An 18308-nucleotide genomic window follows, 5' to 3' on the forward strand; every position below is an offset into this window, starting at 1 on the left:
GGTGGTGCCGGGGAGAAAAAACTTCACCGGTTTATACAGTGGTCTGATATGTTGTAGACTGTTATAACTAAACTTTTATCCTCGTTAAATTAAATTATATTCCGGCAAAGTGAATAGCCAGCAACTTCAGTTTTTAAAGCAGGCCTTGCGTTTTTGATTTCAATCCTGTCTTCCGGAAGGCTCTTTGAGCCATCTACGGAACCGGGATATTGTCCCTGTTAATTATTTACATTTATTTCCAGCCTGAAATTTGCTTTTTCATTTCTTCTTGCAGCACTGCGCATAAGGTAAACCCGGATTTTATAATTTCCGCTTTTTTTTAAGATCCCTTCATACATATTTGTACTTTCGTTCACAGCACCGTTATATATTGCCACATAATCTTCTTTTGGCTCCATTATATTAAAGTAGTTGGCATTATTATCCGTAGACATGCTCACATTCATCGTTTGTCCTTCTTTGACATTCAGAACATAATCAATGGTCTTGGATCCTGTTATACTGGATTTAATGGTTGTTCCTGTTTTTCCCTTCTCAAACTGCACCTGACTTGTCTGGATATCTTGCGCTAAGATGCTTCCAATAATAAATATACTACCGAAAATACTCAAGCTTAAATTACGGATGTTTTGTATTTGGTTCATTTGTTTATGCATTAAGGATTAGCACTTTAAATTTACTAAAAACAATCTCAAAAACATATAAAAACACAATAAACAACTATTAAAAATGTTTTTTATTCCGAATCAGCAATCTTCTTTTAAAGCATCATTATGAATGGAAAATGAAGAACGGTACTTGCCCAAGCCGGGTTTTCGATATCGAGGGTGTATCGGCATCTTTATATGGTAGCCGGGCGGTACGCGAAAAACTCTCGTACCAGCCCTTATTTATATCCTCAGCAATACTGTTTTATCTTAAAACCTGATAAATGACAGCTCCTTCTAAAAATGATCTTTAATGGTCATACATTCCGTCAGGTTAATCTTTTAATATCGGAGGTGTCATTATCATTTTTTCTGCGGCCTCTTTTCTGAGGGCTTTCTCTTTTTGAGCCATGACTTCTGCCTTGCGTTTTTTGTTCTGACGCTTTAAAACTCTTTTCCGTAATTCGGCTAATTGAATTTGAGTAAAGAGATCCGGATTACGCTTCCTTATGATATCAGCCCATTTTAAAACCTTTTTATATCGATTTTCCTGTTCAAAACTCAGCAGGTCGTTCGCTGCTTCTATGGCAACATAGCTCTTATTATAAAACCAGGTATCAGCACAGATCTCATCAACTTTCTTTGTATATAAATCCCACCGGTCAGCAGCAGCATATTCAATGAGGTCTAATTTTGCTAAAACTCCTTTTGAATAATCATTATTCTCTGCCAGCAGTTTTCTTATGGCTTGGGCGTTTTCTTTAGCCTCTTTAATTCCGCTATTTTTAGCATACGCATTTTTTATCCTGTAAACTGAAGAAAAAAAGACTTGCTGAAAATACCTGTCAACTTCATTTTGATCGTACGTTGACGTTAATATTGACCTATTGGCATATAAATAGGAAAAAGCATTTGATGACGGATTATTCAAATATTTAAGGGCTAACTTCCAGTTATGTTCTTCCAATAAAGAAGTTTTCTCCAGCCTGTCAAAATACAGTTTCGATACGACACTCCTCCTGTCGGACTCATAGGCTTTATCCAGCGCATCCAGATACGCAATGGCACTGGCTTCTGAATAACCAGAAGCCTCAAAGCTCTTTGCCAATCCGTAAATAGTATGTTCCGGATTAAGCGCATTTTTGGCCTCTCTTATGAATTGGCCGGCAGTCATACTGCCTACAATTTTATGTACAACCGTTCCCTCACTGTTTATAAATAAGTAAGTTGGAAAAGCACTTACCCCAAATTTGTCTTTTAGCGTAATTCCTTCTCCTTTTTCCATATCATACTTTACATTAATAAAGTTGGTGTTAAAATAATTTGCCACTGCATCTTGAGTAAAAACATTCTTAGCCATAGCTTTACAGGGACCACACCAGGTGGTGTAAGCATCGAAAAAGATAAGTTTATTGGCCTTACCGGCACTCGATAAATGCGTTTTCCAGTTTCCTTCTGCAAATTCAATTTTGTGGTTTTGGGCAATAGTAACCAATCCTATAAAGCACACTATTGCAGTACATACTTTTTTCATTTATTTCAGTTTTATCTTTTCTTATTTAACTCTTTCATAATGACAATCAGTTGATTTCAAACAGTAATAAAAATAACCCGATTCAATACAAACCCACGGGTTATCTTTACGAAAATCAATTCTGATTACAAACTTGGATTTTGAAACAATTATCGGATAAAACTATTAAACGCGATATTATTAAACCTAGGTAAATCCCCTCATTTTAAGCAGCAACCCAAGAGCCCGCCCCTTGTTTTCCTTTTATAAAAAAGTGACATCCACATTACAAATGTCTGGAGCTTACTTATCGAGTTATTTTAATTATTATATTTGAAACATTACTCTTTTTTATTAAGAATAAAGCTAATTTACACGGGGCTATGAAAAAAAAATCAAAATCAATAGCTAAAATATTGTATCTGATATCAAGAGCTTTAGCTCTTATTTATTTTATTTTTCTCTGTTATTCTTTATTCTGCCTTCTTACCGGCATACATATGAAAATATCCGGCAATGGACAGACAGCAAGTATTCTTTATCCATTTTCCGAAAGTACTCTCTTGAACCTGGAGAACCATAAATCGTATCTCATCTTCGGCTTTGCGTTGCCCTTATTGCTTTATGCTTTTTTCTTTTTGGTGGCCTCCGATGTATTTAAGGTTTTTACTTTAGAAAGGTTATTCACCAAAGAAAACATAAAATATCTCCGGTTATTTTATAGCATCAATTTGTTTTTACCATTACCGATATCCGTTTTATGCAGTTTTTTTATTGAAATCCCAAATGGACTTTGGGTGTTATTATTGGTACATTTTATTCTTGGAGTTTTTATTTATTTTCTTACCGAAATTTTCACTCAGGGAATTGGTTTACAAGACGAACAAGATTTGTATATATAGTTATGGCAATAGTAGTTAATTTAGATGTGATGCTCGCAAAGCGAAAAATGCAAAGCAAGGAACTTGCAGAACGAATTGGAATTACGACAGTTAACCTCTCCATACTAAAAACAGGTAAGGCAAAGGGGGTTCGGTTTGAAACACTCGATGCCATTTGTGAGGTTCTGGATTGCCAACCCGGAGATATCCTAGAACATACAAAATAAAAACATAAAATAGAACGTGAACCAGACAACACTATTAAAGATCGTGAAATTTTATTCAGTATTGTTTTTTGTGACAGCCTTTATTTCCTGTAAAAATGGAAAGCATACAACGCAAACCGAATCAGATATTTTAAAAGATTCGTTAACAATGGAAATTGAGAATTTTAGAGAAAATGGAATTTTCAACGGGTTTTCCGTATCTATTGTGGACGATAAGGGAACTTTATACCAAAAAGGTTTTGGATTTGCAGATATCAAAAACAAGAAGCCTTATACCGATTTTACCATTCAAAATATTGGCTCCATCTCCAAAACTTTTGTTGGTATCGCATTGTTAAAAGCCCAAGAATTGGGTAAACTAAAATTGGATGATCCGGTGAACAAGTACCTGTCGTTTAAGGTTGCCAATCCAGATTTTCCCGATGCAGAGATTACTATCAGACATCTGGCCACACATACATCAGGCATTGTTGATAATGAGTTTTATTTAACGAGGAATTACTACTTAAAAGAGGATCAGAGTTTAGACAGCGTAAGTTTGGTCTTTGATGAAATGCAAATGTTCAATCCTGCCACTTCCATGGTATCTATGGAAGTGTTCCTAAAAAACACATTGCTTGAAAAGGGCACATGGTACACTAGCGAAACCTATCAAAATAATAAGCCCGGAGAAGTTTATGAATACTCAAACCTTGGAACTACATTAGCAGCATTTATTCTGGAAAAAGCTACGGGAGAGAGCTTTGACAAGTTCACCGGAAAGCACATATTGAAACCTTTAAAGATGAATGCTTCCGGTTGGCATTTTAAAGATGTTGAATTTTCTAACCATTCCAAGCTTTACGCGGACCCAGCAACTGTTTTACCTTTTTATAGCCTGGTTACCTATCCTGATGGAAACTTCATCACTTCTGTAAACGATTTGAGTCTCTATCTTACCGAACTTATTAAAGGCTATAACGGAAATGGAACACTTTTGAACAAGGAAAGTTATATGGATTTTTTTCGTCCGCAACTCAAAGCTCATAATTTTACAGAAAGAAACGAAAGAAACCCATATAACGAAAGTTACAACGTTGGTATTTTTATCGGTTTTGGCTATTCGGGATATATTGGACATACCGGTGGTGATCCGGGAACTGCCTCTATGTTATTTTTTAATCCCAAAACCAATATTGGCCGAATACTAATAGTAAATACATCGTTTTCCGGAAAAGAAGGAAGTAGAGCTTTTTTCGGAATATGGGATATATTGGAGAAATACCAAGCTAAATTAGAAAACCAGAAATAGTGTTACTCAATCTTAATTATGGTATACTTAATCGGAATCATCATCAGTGCCTTTCTTTCTTTTTTGTTATTGACCAAAAAAAATAAAAGTATTGCTGATAAAATACTTTTTATTTGGCTTTTCGTTACGACATTGCATTTAACGATTTTTGCTTTTAAAGCAACGGAAAGACATTTTCAGATTCCTCATTTGCTGGGTATAGAGATATTGTTGCCTTTGGTTCACGGTCCATTTTTATTTCTATATATAACTGCTTTTTCTGTCCGCCCTCTAAAAATAAGCTACAGCCTGCTGCATTTTATCCCTTTTGTACTCGCAGTACTGCTCGCCCTCCCCTTTTTACTGCTTGATATTGATGCTAAAATACTGGTGTATCAAAATGACGGAAGGCCATTTCAAATCCATCGAAACATCATTTTCATAGCGACCCTTCTTTCAGGAACTACGTACTGCCTGCTTTCACTCTACCGCTTGTACAGGCACAAAAAAAAAGTAAAGGATATTTTTTCATATACCGAAAAAATTGATCTACAGTGGCTGTTCTACTTAACCGTTGGGTTATCGGGCATCTGGATGGTTTCGTTCTTTGCTGCCGATAAATACACCTTTATTTCGGTCGTGTTATATGTACTATTCATTGGGTATTACGGAATTAAACAAGTAGGCATTTTCACGAATCAACAGGCTGTGGTTCAGGAACCGGCAATACCTGAACCCTCTATTGGGATTAAAGTTCTGGATGAAACTCCTCCTGAAAATGTAAAATATGAAAATTCATCTCTTTCCGAAAAACAAATACAACAAATTCATACAAACTTACATCAGTTGATGCAGCGTGAAAAACCGCATTGTACGCCAGGACTGACCTTGCCCGATTTAGCAAAGCAACTGAATGTTCACCCCAACACGCTTTCGCAGGTGATAAACAGCGTAGAACAAAAGAATTTTTTCGATTATATAAATACATTACGGGTAGAAGAATTTAAGACGAGGGCCGTAAAAACTGAAAATCAAAAATACACCATGCTTTCTCTTGCTTATGAATGTGGTTTTAATTCAAAAACCTCTTTCAACAGAAATTTCAGGAACATTACAGGGCAATCTCCTACCGAATATTTAAAACATGTTTAAGATCTAAGTTGACCGGATAAGCTCTTCTCCCTTTTTTAAAGGTTCAACTCATTTAACGTATTCATTCTTCAGTTAAAAATCCGTTTAAAATTGGTTTCACTTTTCATATTGGGGCGATTTTTCCGGATGCCGTGCAGACTTTTGTGCAAATTTTCAATCGAAAAACATGTACAAGAAAAAACATTTACTAACAGTTATCTCGACAGTTTTCCTGTTCGCTTCGTGCGAAAAGGAACTCTTTATTGATGAACCCGGAAACCTGGTTCCAAAAACGGTAATGGAAGATGCCAACCTGCCTTCTATTACAGTGAACGGAACCGTTCTCCATTCCGAAACTTATGGCAACCCCGGCCATCCAATGGTGCTTTTTTTGCATGGCGGGCCCGGTGCAGATTATAGAAATGCACTTCGAGTTAAGCAATTAGCTGATGACGGCTATTTTGTAGTGTTTTACGACCAGCGTGGTTCCGGCCTTTCCCAAAGACACCATAAAAACACCTATTCAATCCGGTTGATGATTGATGATGTACATGCCGTTATCGAGCATTACAGGACTTCACCAAATCAAAAAGTTTTTCTCTTTGGACATTCCTGGGGAGCAATGCTGGCTGCTGGCTATATCAATTTGCATCCTGACCGCATAGACGGCGCCATACTAGCCGAAGCCGGAGGGCTCAATAAAAAATTATGGGAAGAATATAGTGAAAACAGCAGGAGAGTAAAACTTTTTTCAGAGGCTACCAATGACATTCTTTACTACGATCAGTTTCTGACCGGAAAAGAAAACGAACACGAAATACTGGATTACAAACTGGGGATTGCTTCGAGTTTCACTTATGCCAAAGGTAATGACGAAGGCATTGAAGGGCCATCGCCTTTTTGGAGAAATGGTGCTGTTTTGTTAAATGCCCTTTCAGAAATTGCAGAAGAGGATGGATTTGACTTTACTACCCATCTTGATTATTACACAACCAATGTGCTACTGCTGTATGGAGAAAACAATAAATCGCACGGATTAAAATTTTCTCAAAAAGAAGCCGCTTATTTCCCAAACCATCAAATTGTGCAGATAGACGATACCGGTCATGAACTGATTTATTTCAAATGGGAATTGGTGTATCCTGTAGTGCTCAATTATTTAACCTCACTTAACTAACTTTATATGAAGACTGTTCAAGTATTGATTTTCTGGTTGTTCTTTTCATTTTTTACAACCGTCATATCTGCTCAATCCATTAACTGGAACACTGTAGAAAACACAAAGCATATAACGACCATCGGTATAGCCTGGGATTACAGCTTGTCTTACCATGTGGGTTATGCTTATCATTTTAACACAAAGCTGCCGCTTGTGATAGGAGCAAATTTTTCGGTACCCTCCGGAGAAAACCTGTTAGATGACTTTAAGGCAAAAGCTGGCGGACATATTGTACTGTTCGACCAATCAAGTTTAAAAGGGACTGTTACTCTCAATGGTATTTACAGACGGTTTGAAAACCCTTTGGTCAGGCTGCAAAATTTCGGAGGTGAAATGAAAGGCTCTTTTGGCTACTATAAAAACAACTGGTTTGTAGCGGGTGAAATAGGTTTTGACAAGGCTATTGTTACCCATTTTAAACATTCGGATTCCTTTAAAGAAAATAATTATAGTGATGTAAAAGACGGTTGGTACCAGCCAGCAACAGGGGGAAACTTTTTATACGGCCTACAGGGCGGATATTCGTTCAAAAAATCAGACATTACTTTGAACCTTGGCAAAATAGCCACCCAGGATTTTAAAACCACACCACGGATTCCTTTTTATGTCATGTTAGGCCATAACTATAAATTATGGTAAGCTAAAACATTCATCACGATAATTATTGTTTTATTTTAATTTATATATTTGAATCATTAATTTTTAAAAACTATCATTTTATGAAAAACACAAAATCAACTTTATTTCTGGCCGTGATATTGGCAGTAGTACTCGTTTTCACAAGTTGTTCAAGCGATGATGATTCTTCACCGCAGCCAAGAAACATTAAGTACGAAATAACAGGGAATTATAGCGGAAGACTAACCGTTGCCTTTTCGGATGAAAGTGGAAACAGCCAAACCATCAGTATAAATTCGTTGCCTTGGTCGAAATCGTTGTCTATCGATAGCGACGTCTCGGCTATTGCACTGGCAGCAGGCAATAGTGGGGTTGACAACCCTGGAGAAACAGGAGAAACCATTACATTAAAAATTTACCGAAATGAAGAGACGGCCAAAGAATCTACTGCTCCGGCAACAGATAATGGATTCATAGAACTAGGCATATCCTACTCGTTTGATTTATAAAGAAAACCATTGTATTGAGCTATATCAGAAAAACAAAACCTAATAAAAATGAATATAAAATCAATATTCCTACTACCAATTGCTCTTTCCTCTTCACTACTTGCCCAGGCTTGTAACAATAGTAAACAAAAGGATAAACAAAAGGAGGTCACCTTTTCAAACGAAATTCAATCAGCAAATAAAACATATAACGCTACACAAGATACCATCCCCATCTCAACGGCAGATTTGGGGAATTTTCCGTTTTTTGGTTTGCCCGAAAACATCCGTTACGAAAGCAAGCCCCTGCAAAGAAATTACGATGAAATCTATTTCCCTACAAACAGGACAGGCCAACTGGAAAAAATTGGTGGACGTTCCTTTAAGTCCAATATGATAAATACCAACAATAGCGAATGGTCTCGTCCTTATTTCATAAAAAGCTATGATGAGGCGATCAAGGCCGTTGGCGGGGTCAAACTGTTTGAAGGAAAGTTCAAATACGAGCAGATTCAGTTTATGAAGGAAAATGCGGAATATCTGGGTGAAGAAGGCTCGTTGGATTTTTATAACAACACTATCCATTCTTATATCATCCGCAGACCGGACGGAGATGATATCTACATCCAATTTGATGCCAATACTGCTGGCGGTGCTATTCAAATCGTACAAAAAGAGGCTTTTAAGCAAACTATTTCTATTGTAAAATCAGACCAGATTGAGAAGGATTTAAACGAAAAAGGAAAGACGGTATTACATATCAGTTTTGACACGGACAAAGCTTCTTTGAAAACAGAAGGAAAAGAAGTCATCAAAGAGATAGCCATCGTGTTAAAAAACAACGGGAATCTAAAATTGGCGATTCACGGTTATACAGATAATGCAGGTACAAAAGCACGTAACCATATCCTGTCAGAGCAACGAGCACAAGCTGTAGTTGCGGAGTTATCGACCTCGGGAATAGATGAATCCAGATTGACCGTAAGAGGTTTTGGCTCACAAAACCCTGTTGCCGATAACACAACTCCGGAAGGGAGGGCAAAAAACCGAAGGGTAGAACTGGTTAAACAATAATTGAAAATAAAAAGATGAACTATGGTATCTGTTTTTGCAATACCCCATATATAGAATACGGAATGTTGTAATTTAACTTTCAACACCTCTTGTTCTTGTCTTCATAAATTTAAACACTTTTTGATGTAAAGCGCTTCGATTTATAAGGGGGCTTACAATAGCTTCTATAATTTATCTATCGTTTAACCCCTTTCCGTCAAATATCTTCTCTATACATTTTTCAATTCGGGACGCTCTTGTTTTGGATTGTTTGGCTCCTGAAAAGTGTAAGAGATAGCCTCTTTGTCTTCCCGGTGTTAAGGATTCAAAAGCGGTTTTAAAATGAGGTTCTTCTTTAAATTTCGACAACAATTCTTCGGGCATATCGAATTCTGAAGTTTTTTTCATTTTTACTTCCAGTCCAGATTTTTCAACTTCTACCGCTTCAAAAATATAGGCTTTGATGGTTGCTTCCCCTGCTATTATTTCTTCTTTACCGGTAAATCGCATTTGTCTGGCCGCCTGGACATTTTCAGTTTGTTGCACCAACAGATTTTCGATATCTTTTAAAAGTGCGCCTTTATAAAATAGCAATGCACAATAATCTTTAAAACCATGAATTAATACGATATTCTTTCCCTTAAACGTATAGCAAGGATGCATCCATTTAAAATCTTCGGTCAAGCCACAATCCAAACAGAGTTTACGCAATAGGGTCATTTCTTCTTTCCATTTTGGGGCTCTATCCAGAAACCTATCTATAACTTTTGGATTCATACGTTTAACGTCTTAATATTCATTTTTCGATTAACCGGTCTTACATACCAGGAAGCTATTGTGAGCGCAAGGAGGATTGCTGGACCGAGGATTGATATAATTTCATCTCCAACGGCTAAATGGGAAATGATAGCCCCGGACATCGCAAAGAAAAACCCTGCATACGCCCATTCTTTTAGCAACGGTAGTTTAGGAGTGAGAATGGCTATTACCCCTAAGAGTTTCCATACACCAAGCAGGGTCAACAGGTATAATGGATATCCCAAATTGGTAAAATTTGAAACTTCTTCTTCCATTTTTATCAATTGTACAATACCCGTTGAGGTCATTCCCAAAGCCAGCCAGCCAGTGGTTATCCAGTATATAACTTTTTTACGCTTTTCCATGGTGTCTTATTTTAATTTGCTAACAATGTCTTGCAATCGGTTGTGCGCCATATTAACACCTTGTTTAAATGGTAATTGCAGCATTTGATTTCTGTGTTCCAGAGATTTATAAACGATGTGCATATGGAGCTTGCTTTTGTCTTCTGTGAGTTTTATAAACTCTAAAAACTCTAATTGAACAGGGAGCGAAGTACCTTCCATTTCGAAGGTCCGGGTAATCTTTTGATTGGGTACAAACTCGTGTATGGTACCATTAAACCCGTGCTTGTTTCCCTTGGGATCGGTTGTTTCAAATTGATAGCTCCCATGTTTTTTGCTTTCTAGTTTCAGCACGTTAGTTCCCATCCATTGCGCTACAATTTCCGGTGCTACATAAGCTTTAAACAATAACTCCACAGGCAGGTCGAACTCTCTTGTAATGGTCAGTTCCTGTTTACCTGGTTCGGCATTAACTTTTGTCTTTAGTTCCATAACATTTTATTTTTTTTACTGATGTCGTTTCATGTGTTTATATTTATCGTTTTTCAATGGTCATATGTAACATCATAAAAATCATTCCGCCGGGTAATTAAATATGAATTATAAATGTTTCATTATAGCTTCCAGTTTGTTAAATCGATCGTCCCAGAATTTTCTGAACGGCTCAATAAATACTGCTATTTCTTTTATTTTTTCTGGATTAAGGTGATAATATATTTCCCTTCCGTTTTGTTCCTGTTCTAATAGTTCGCACTCCGTAAGAATCTGTATATGCTTTGAAATAGTTTGTCTTGATGAATCAAAATTCTCCGCGATTGCAGTAGGCGTCATTGCATTTAGAGCTACCAATGTTATGATTGTCCTTCTGGTTGGGTCTGCTATTGCTTGAAATACATCTCGTCTTGTTTTCATAATTTATGCAGCTATTTGACTGCAAATATATACGCAGCTATTTAACTGCGCAAATTTTTCAGCCTGTTTTATTTGTTTTTGACAAATGTTCATTGGTAGTCCTTTAATCGTTTTTGAGATAGAAAATACGTACTATTTCCTATTAAAAAAGGAGGTCTGTAAAAAGACAGATAGGTTACAGTTCAGGGGAGTGAAAAATATAGAATTCTTCCTTTCCAGGATCTTCAAATTTCACGATATCCTAAAAACCAGAAAACCTTGCAAACTACATGATTTGCAAGGTTTTGACACACGTTGAATGTGCTTCTAGTGACCTCGGCAGGATTTGAGCCTATTTAGGGTTCTCCTGTTTTATTGATCCAGTCATGTAAAATCACTTTTTGTTGACCGGTTTGTTAACCGCTAATTAAACTCCTATACAGAATGTTGTAATTTAACTTTCAGCCCCTCTTGTTTCATGTTTCCTGAGATGTATGCTCCCCTCCTCTTTTAGTTGAAAACTTGTTTATTATTGATATCGGGTTTAAAATTAAATTGATTCTGGTAGAGTGCTTCTTTAATCAATGCTTTAGCAGATGCAACCGGGTCCTTAAATAGCGTTGTTTTACTGACTCCGGTTTTTTGAGTCCATGCTATTTCCCATTCTACAGTGTTAACAGGAGTATTTGTTTTAAGGGCATTTAAAACCAATTGCATACGCTCAGAATAAAAATCTCGTATCAGACCACTCCATACCCGACAAGAGTAATCATTTACAGGTGGTCCCCAAACAGAGATTATATATTTAGCATTACGCTCGTAATAGTCCTTAAGCTGTTCTGTTTCACCGTGTGTCCTTGCCATTTCAATCCAGCGATCTAAACTGTTTAACGGATGGGAAGCCATCAGTCTGTCTATGTTTGCTAAAAGCTCAAGCCCTTTCTCACCAGCCATATCCCCATCTTTTATATTTCCATTTTTAAAAGCATTAGCCGCTATACTGAAGTATTCATCCGCCTTTAAGCCTAAAGCCAAGGCCGAAATTTCTATTGCATCTGCACAATAATTGGGAGAATCAGATAATTGCTTGCTGCAATCTAAAAAAGCTTGTGCAGCTTTATAAAATTCCGGATCATTGTTGACAGTTCCAATTTCTGCTTTTCCTAATTGCCAACCAAATTGAGGATGGGGAACGAGGTTTTTATATGCACTTTGTCTTAACAAGTCCCACGATTCCTTCATTTTAGCAGGGTACCCACCATAGCGATTAATACTATAACTCTTTAACCATAAATCTAAATCAATAGGCTTATCGGTCCAAGCTACATCTGTCAATAACTCATAGATCACTGCATTGTTTTCTAAGCCTTCTCCGGATATGGTAAATCCTGTTAAGTTTCCATGATCCGGAGACTGAAGGGTTTCTGCTGCTCCTGTTGCATAAAGAGAAATATCCCCTGTATAGGCTGTCTTCCCTCCCATATTGGGCACAAAACCGTAAACCCATTGTTTCCCGTTAAAAGCATTCATAGGTTTCCAATTATTATTGTAATCATTCGCATAGTCTAAAATAAGTACCTCATCAGACGGGACTTTACTGAATAAAGCCTCTACGGTTTTTGAATTCCATATATAACGCTGGTATGAAAACATCCAGCCCTGAATGACCCATACAGCTTCGGGATTAGCAGATTTTACTATACTATGTGTTTTTTTACCATAATTTGCCAGGAGTTCCGTAATCGGTAAGTCCGACTCAGGCAGTTGTAACTCATTAAAACTATCAACCAAAAAATACTTGGCTTTACCAAACTCATTCTGCCATTCCTCCATGAATAGTTTACTGATCGTGGCAAAAACTTCATCGTCAGGAGCTATAAATGATGGGCGTTGCTCTTCGGGAAAACCATCATTCCAATGGGTTTCATAGATGTTAAGATCCGGAAATACCCGTTTTAAGGCCTTCGGTACAAAACCTCCAAATGATTGTACGACAGGTTCCATACCCAATTCATGCATTCTATTCAGGATTTTATGCTGAAGATTTATTTGGTCTTTATGCCATTCGGAGGGTAAAGGGCCATTTACCTGTTGGATACATCCCATCCGTAACCAAGGCAAATGAGCCGGACCTACATAAAATGAATCTATTTCTTTCTGAGTCAGCCCTAATTTTTTCCAGACCCTTTCAGCAATAGCTTCTCTTGCTACCGGCGCCATCAACATATTAAAACCATGCATTGCCTGCCAATCAAGTTCTTTTTCCCATCTTTCCCAGTCCCAGTAGGGAGTTGTATAACCTGAAGTAACAGCATTATAAGCATGTCTTATTGGATAAGGAGACGTATTCTTTGTCAGGTGGGCATCTGGCCATTTATCTGGTATATTAAACTCCGGACCAGCCCAATCCAACATTCCCAATTGTTGACTTTTCAAATAGTCGTAAACTCCACGCGTTAAGGCTATAGCACTATTCCCGTTTACCGTAAGGCTTCCATTCTTTGCCATGTAAGTATAAGTACTTTGAGCTAAAGTGGTATCTATTTTCAAGACTATGTCTTTCGCTTTTTTATCTAATACACGTTCTAAAACTCGTTTTGCGGCATCGAGTTCCGGATGATTCCCAGAAAGTATTTTATTCCTACAACTCCCCATTATTACCAATAACAGAAATAAATAAATTATTTTTTTCATAATACTTATTGAACGTTAATTATTTATAAAATTAATAATGTTATATCAAATACCTTATTGCTATTTCAATCAGAACCATCTCAGAGATAATTTACTATACCGGCTGTCGATATACCAACACCCTTAATAAGATAATCTCTTATACCAAGCTTGATCATTACTTTTTTAACAAGGGATACTAACTCTTCAATTGAAGTGTTTTCATTTAAACAACTTTTTAAACGAATATGATTATTTATCAGTTTATTTAAATATTCTTTTGTAAAAAAGGTTTCGTCAGTCTGCATCCAACACGCTTTTATCCGGCTACCCCCGATATCTATTGCTAAATAGCAAGTTTGTTGATTAATCATTATTTTATTGAATTCTTTTATTTAGTCAGCAACTGTAACATTTATACCTATTTCAGCGCAATTAAATAAAACCCAGATACAACACGTACGCATAAAGTTTCATATATTTCGCAAATAGTATCACCCAATATTAAAAAGAAAGGGGTTTTATACTTCTATTTGTCAATTATGAGCAAAATCAATTATAGTTTCCCTCTCACCTATATGAGCTGTCCAATAGAAAGTATTACAGGCGTATGGGAATTCAAAAGACCTCCATTCTTTAAATATTTATGTTATTCGCTATCCGGACATTTATTACATTATGTGATAAAAGGTTCTTACTTTATAAAAATAAACGGCAATGAATATTCAGTTAAAAAGGGGGATATTATATATTACTATGAATCAGAAGAGGTGGAAACGATTGGGAACCATACAGATGTTATCTTTTATTCAATAAGCTATCAAGCATCCAAACTATTACCTTTTTCCATAAATAATCGTGTATTTAAAGCAGATAACAATCTAAAACAATTATTCAGAAATCTTTATGATTCATTCTCTTCCCAGTCTGATTTGAATAAAAGACTTATGAGCTTTTCCTTTCTGTTAAATATCCTCAATAAAATTGAGGGAACCCGTTTTGATTCTGTACATGATAAGATTGAAGAAAGAGCTTTATGGTGGGAAATTGAAAGACGAATAAGAAAAAACAAAATGTTTAAACCTTCTTTAACAGATTTACTTAAAATTTCCGGATACAGTAAATCAACCGTTATACGTTCATGTCAAAAAGTAACAGGAAATACACCCATGCAGCGTATTCGCAGACTAAGGATGGAAGAAGCCAGAAGCCTTTTAAGTTTTGCTCATTTAAATGTCACTCAAGTCTCAGTTTATTTAGGCTATAGCCGGGTTCATGAATTCTCCCGGGAATTTTCAATGTTTTATGGATCTCCACCAAGTAGCTTACTAAGAAAGTGATTAAAATAATTGACTTATCTTAAAAATTTAACAACACAATGTTTCTATGTAAGCATCACATAGAAACAACCTCCTTTATTATCGACTATTAATTTTTTGTCTTTATCATATAATCAGTCATTTACTTAAAATTTGATATTATGAATAATAACATGGTTATTTTTGATATTATAGTTCCATTTCTTTATGTGATTTTTTTCTTCCTGCTGATAAGAAGATTAAAATCTCAAACTACAGACTTAATGTAGCTAATAAAGCTATCAACTTGTCATCTGACGGTCTTGGGGCATTTGCCATGACAATATTTCCCTGAGGATCAAGAAGAATAAAACGAGGGATACCTTTTATAAGATAATCCTGAACAAATTTTGAATTGAAGGCGTTATCTGCAAGTAGCTGAACGCCTCCCAAATTCTCTTTTTCAACCATTTGTCTCCATTTGTTACGGTCTTCCGGATTGTCAATAGATATACTTACAAATTCGATGTTTTTATCATGGTACCGGCTTTCTATTTTCTTTAAAAACGGGATTTCTCTTTTACAAGGCCCACACCAGGTAGCCCAGACATCAATATATAGGTATTTACCTTTTAAATCGCTTAAAGATGTGGTACTGTTGTCAAAATTTTCATAATCTGTGAATTCAGGTGAAGGTTTTCCTTTTGCTACAATCTTTAAGGCATTATAATTTTTGGTTATTTCTTTGTTGTTCACCTCATTTGTACTCCCCTTTATATACTCCGCATAGTAATTCTCTACATCGGCAGTATAGGTAATACCATTTTTTGCCTTCTTATAGCAAATGATGTTTTTAATTTTTTGATTGGATAACATATTCACCGCTTTTAAATACGCTACATCTTCATCAATATTTAAAGAAGCCGATATTTCTCTGGCTTGTTGCTGACAATAACTATCAACCAGGCTGGAATAATCATATGAAAATATATAATCTTCACCGTTGTTATACGCAATCTCTTCCAGTTCTTTTAAAAACGCATCAGACACTCTGAAATCATTATTTTTGGTTTGGTAGATATGATTTACCTGATACTTATTTAAATTATTTAAAGTATAATATTTAATATTCCTCTTCTCTTTTTCTATATAAGTCGCTGGAAAATATTTGGTATTCTTTAGCAATTTTAAAAGTTCCGATTCAAGCTTTTTTTGAGTTTCTTTAAAATCAACTTCATTCAGCAGATATATGTTTTTCACATCACTTAGAACCTCACTTACTCTTTTTCTTTTTTGCAGCAAATAATTATTATAGGCTGCTCCTGCCCCGGTAAAAGTTACTGTATTATTATAATCTTTAACATCAAAGGTCAGGTGAATATCATCACCGGATTCCAGGTACATATATGTAAGATGTCCTCCATAATATAACATTAGATTGTCTGCTTTAGTTCTTATGGTATCTACAAACGTTCCATCTTCATTAAGAGGAATATCATGAGAATATGAATAACATAAACTGGATAATCTTAATGTATTACTTTTCTTGTTCAAAACTTTGCCCTGTAAAATGATAAAATCATTTCTTTGTTCTTTAACACAAGAGGCCAGGATAAAAACCAAGGCACAGGTGTATAAGTATATTTTCATAATTGTATTTTTTATGACATCGCTTCTATTGAAGCTTTCTATTATTATATAAACAGCTTTTCCAATAGCTGCAACATATTAAGCTTACCCTTTATCTGTTATAACTGCTTTTGCGAAAAAGGTATTCCTCATAAACAGGATTTTTCATGGAATAAAAATCTATATACCCAGCTCATTAAACAGTTCAATCAAGCGAGGTGAAGAAGGACGCGGAGCACTTCGATTAACAATATTACCATCCGGATCTATCAAAATAAACTGTGGAATCCCAATGATTTGATACAATCTTATAAAATCTGATTTAAAAGCATTATCGGCAATTAACTGAATTCCTATTAATTCTTTTTCTTTTATCATGGTTTTCCATTTATCATACTCTTTTTTACTGTCTACAGAAATACTTACAAACTCAATATTGTCGTTTTCATGATACTTTTTTTCAACTTCTTTTAGAAAAGGCATCTCCGCTTTGCAAGGCCCACACCAGGTTGCCCATACATCTATATAAACATACTTTCCTTTTAATTGATCGAGAGACGTGAAACCTCCGCTGTAATTTTCGTAATCAATAAACCCGGGAGATGGGTTTCCTTTCTCCAATACTTTTACTTCCTGATATTTTTCTGTAACCATATTTTTATGTTCTTGATTGGTAGACAGCTTTATGTAAGTATCGTAGCTTGGTTTAAAAATGTTATCCAAAGCCAGTATTCCAAGAATTGATCTGTACAAAAGAGCATTACGAATATATTCCGATTTAAAACCGTTTGCTGATTCAAGTCTCGCAACGGAACTGGAAGAAGCTCCTGCCTTTACCAGGCTGTCTGTCTTTTCCCAGTGTTTATCATTAACTAACCTGTAGTAGTACACAGATGCTCTGTAATCGTTATCTATCCCATAATCTATGTGCTTTGTTTCGCTTAAAAAATCATCGGACACCGTAAATTCAGGAGTCTTTGCATAATATCTATGCTCTCCCTGATAACGTGATAAACTATAAATGTACCAGTAGTTTATATGCCGTTCCCGAAAATTTTTAAAGGCAGGGTTTAACTGCATAGAATCGTTTAAAAGAGTTAATAGCTCCTCTTTCTTTTCTATTAATGTACTTTTGAAATCCTTTTCCCCGAATAAACAGGTTTCCGGTTTTTGCTGATTCCATTCTTTTATTTTCTTATTAATGGCCTGCAACAAATTATTTTCATCGGAGCCTTTGCCTTCAAACCTCAACGAGGTATCTAAATTATCGGCATCAAAGGTTATAAATAAATCATCCCCTCTAAAGAATACTATATCTATAGATTTTCTATGTCCTGCTGAAAGCGTATACAAACCGGGTTCTATAGTAAGTGAATCCTGAAAACTGCCATCTTCCAGTAAAGCTATTTCATATTTAAAATCACGATCATTATTTGTTAAAATAAGCTTATTAACTTCTCCTTTACTGGCAATTTTACCATTAATAACGGTATATGTTACCTTTGGTTCTTTATGACATGCTGTAAAAACCAGAAAAGTCAGTATTATAATTATTTTTTTCATGTGTTTAAAATTTTCAACTCCCTGTAAATAAGATGTATGAATGGTCATATTCTTAAGATATTTCA

General features: G+C 35.8%; 19 protein-coding genes. 9 read left to right on the plus strand and 10 right to left on the minus strand.

The window, feature by feature from the left end; translation table 11 throughout:
- Positions 1–218: 218 nt before the first annotated feature.
- Together MQE36_RS15850 and MQE36_RS15855 are read right to left on the minus strand one after the other, a co-directional pair.
- A complete protein-coding gene (locus tag MQE36_RS15850; protein WP_242936946.1) occupies positions 219–644 on the minus strand; it encodes a hypothetical protein in 426 nt (141 codons plus the stop codon).
- A gap of 337 nt (positions 645–981) precedes the next feature.
- Complete coding sequence (locus tag MQE36_RS15855) at positions 982–2181, minus strand: thioredoxin family protein (RefSeq protein WP_242936947.1); 1200 nt, start codon at positions 2179–2181, stop codon at positions 982–984.
- Between the two features lie 362 nt (positions 2182–2543).
- Here MQE36_RS15855 and MQE36_RS15860 point away from each other — a divergent pair, with 362 nt between their 5' ends.
- The 8 genes from MQE36_RS15860 to MQE36_RS15895 all read left to right on the plus strand — a co-directional run bounded on the left by MQE36_RS15860 (position 2544) and on the right by MQE36_RS15895 (position 9068).
- The gene (locus MQE36_RS15860) at positions 2544–3062 is read left to right on the plus strand and encodes a DUF2975 domain-containing protein (protein ID WP_242936948.1); all 519 of its coding nucleotides are present in this window, start codon (positions 2544–2546) and stop codon (positions 3060–3062) included.
- Between the two features lie 2 nt (positions 3063–3064).
- Complete coding sequence (locus MQE36_RS15865; protein WP_242936949.1) at positions 3065–3268, plus strand: helix-turn-helix domain-containing protein; 204 nt, start codon at positions 3065–3067, stop codon at positions 3266–3268.
- Positions 3269–3311: 43 nt separating this feature from the next.
- On the plus strand, positions 3312–4559 hold the full coding sequence (locus tag MQE36_RS15870) for a serine hydrolase domain-containing protein (protein ID WP_242936950.1): 1248 nt from the start codon (positions 3312–3314) through the stop codon (positions 4557–4559).
- A gap of 18 nt (positions 4560–4577) precedes the next feature.
- Positions 4578–5690, plus strand: a complete 1113-nt coding sequence (locus tag MQE36_RS15875; RefSeq protein WP_242936951.1) for a helix-turn-helix domain-containing protein — start codon at positions 4578–4580, stop codon at positions 5688–5690.
- 166 nt (positions 5691–5856) lie between these two features.
- A complete protein-coding gene (locus tag MQE36_RS15880) occupies positions 5857–6846 on the plus strand; it encodes an alpha/beta fold hydrolase (protein ID WP_242936952.1) in 990 nt (329 codons plus the stop codon).
- Positions 6847–6852: 6 nt separating this feature from the next.
- Positions 6853–7527 (plus strand): hypothetical protein, encoded by a 675-nt coding sequence (locus MQE36_RS15885; RefSeq protein WP_242936953.1) that lies wholly within the window; start codon positions 6853–6855, stop codon positions 7525–7527.
- Positions 7528–7607: 80 nt separating this feature from the next.
- On the plus strand, positions 7608–8015 hold the full coding sequence (locus MQE36_RS15890; protein WP_242936954.1) for an MmpS family transport accessory protein: 408 nt from the start codon (positions 7608–7610) through the stop codon (positions 8013–8015).
- Positions 8016–8063: 48 nt separating this feature from the next.
- Positions 8064–9068: an OmpA family protein gene (locus MQE36_RS15895; protein WP_242936955.1), complete on the plus strand. Its 1005-nt coding sequence runs from the start codon at positions 8064–8066 to the stop codon at positions 9066–9068.
- Positions 9069–9239: 171 nt separating this feature from the next.
- Here the strand turns inward: MQE36_RS15895 and MQE36_RS15900 are convergent, their stop codons facing one another.
- The 6 genes from MQE36_RS15900 to MQE36_RS15925 form a co-directional block, all read right to left on the minus strand.
- Positions 9240–9824 carry a YdeI/OmpD-associated family protein gene (locus MQE36_RS15900; protein ID WP_242936956.1) on the minus strand — a complete coding sequence of 195 codons (585 nt, stop codon included), beginning with the start codon at positions 9822–9824 and terminating at the stop codon, positions 9240–9242.
- A complete protein-coding gene (locus MQE36_RS15905; RefSeq protein ID WP_242936957.1) occupies positions 9821–10210 on the minus strand; it encodes a DoxX family protein in 390 nt (129 codons plus the stop codon). Before MQE36_RS15905 ends, MQE36_RS15900 begins: the two co-directional genes overlap by 4 nt.
- A gap of 6 nt (positions 10211–10216) precedes the next feature.
- Positions 10217–10681, minus strand: a complete 465-nt coding sequence (locus MQE36_RS15910) for an SRPBCC family protein (protein ID WP_242936958.1) — start codon at positions 10679–10681, stop codon at positions 10217–10219.
- 108 nt (positions 10682–10789) lie between these two features.
- Complete coding sequence (locus tag MQE36_RS15915) at positions 10790–11101, minus strand: ArsR/SmtB family transcription factor (protein ID WP_242936959.1); 312 nt, start codon at positions 11099–11101, stop codon at positions 10790–10792.
- 489 nt (positions 11102–11590) lie between these two features.
- Positions 11591–13774 (minus strand): alpha-N-acetylglucosaminidase, encoded by a 2184-nt coding sequence (locus MQE36_RS15920; RefSeq protein WP_242936960.1) that lies wholly within the window; start codon positions 13772–13774, stop codon positions 11591–11593.
- Between the two features lie 80 nt (positions 13775–13854).
- On the minus strand, positions 13855–14127 hold the full coding sequence (locus MQE36_RS15925; protein ID WP_242936961.1) for a hypothetical protein: 273 nt from the start codon (positions 14125–14127) through the stop codon (positions 13855–13857).
- Between the two features lie 168 nt (positions 14128–14295).
- On the opposite strand from MQE36_RS15925, the gene MQE36_RS15930 reads away from it, so the two are divergent.
- Positions 14296–15093, plus strand: a complete 798-nt coding sequence (locus MQE36_RS15930; protein ID WP_242936962.1) for a helix-turn-helix domain-containing protein — start codon at positions 14296–14298, stop codon at positions 15091–15093.
- Between the two features lie 231 nt (positions 15094–15324).
- Here MQE36_RS15930 and MQE36_RS15935 read toward each other — a convergent pair whose 3' ends face one another.
- Positions 15325–16701 (minus strand): TlpA family protein disulfide reductase, encoded by a 1377-nt coding sequence (locus MQE36_RS15935; RefSeq protein ID WP_242936963.1) that lies wholly within the window; start codon positions 16699–16701, stop codon positions 15325–15327.
- Positions 16702–16860: 159 nt separating this feature from the next.
- Positions 16861–18243 carry a TlpA family protein disulfide reductase gene (locus MQE36_RS15940; protein ID WP_242936964.1) on the minus strand — a complete coding sequence of 461 codons (1383 nt, stop codon included), beginning with the start codon at positions 18241–18243 and terminating at the stop codon, positions 16861–16863.
- Positions 18244–18308: the final 65 nt, after the last annotated feature.

Origin of the sequence: Zhouia spongiae (assembly GCF_022760175.1) — a bacterium.
GTDB lineage: Bacteria > Bacteroidota > Bacteroidia > Flavobacteriales > Flavobacteriaceae > Zhouia > Zhouia spongiae.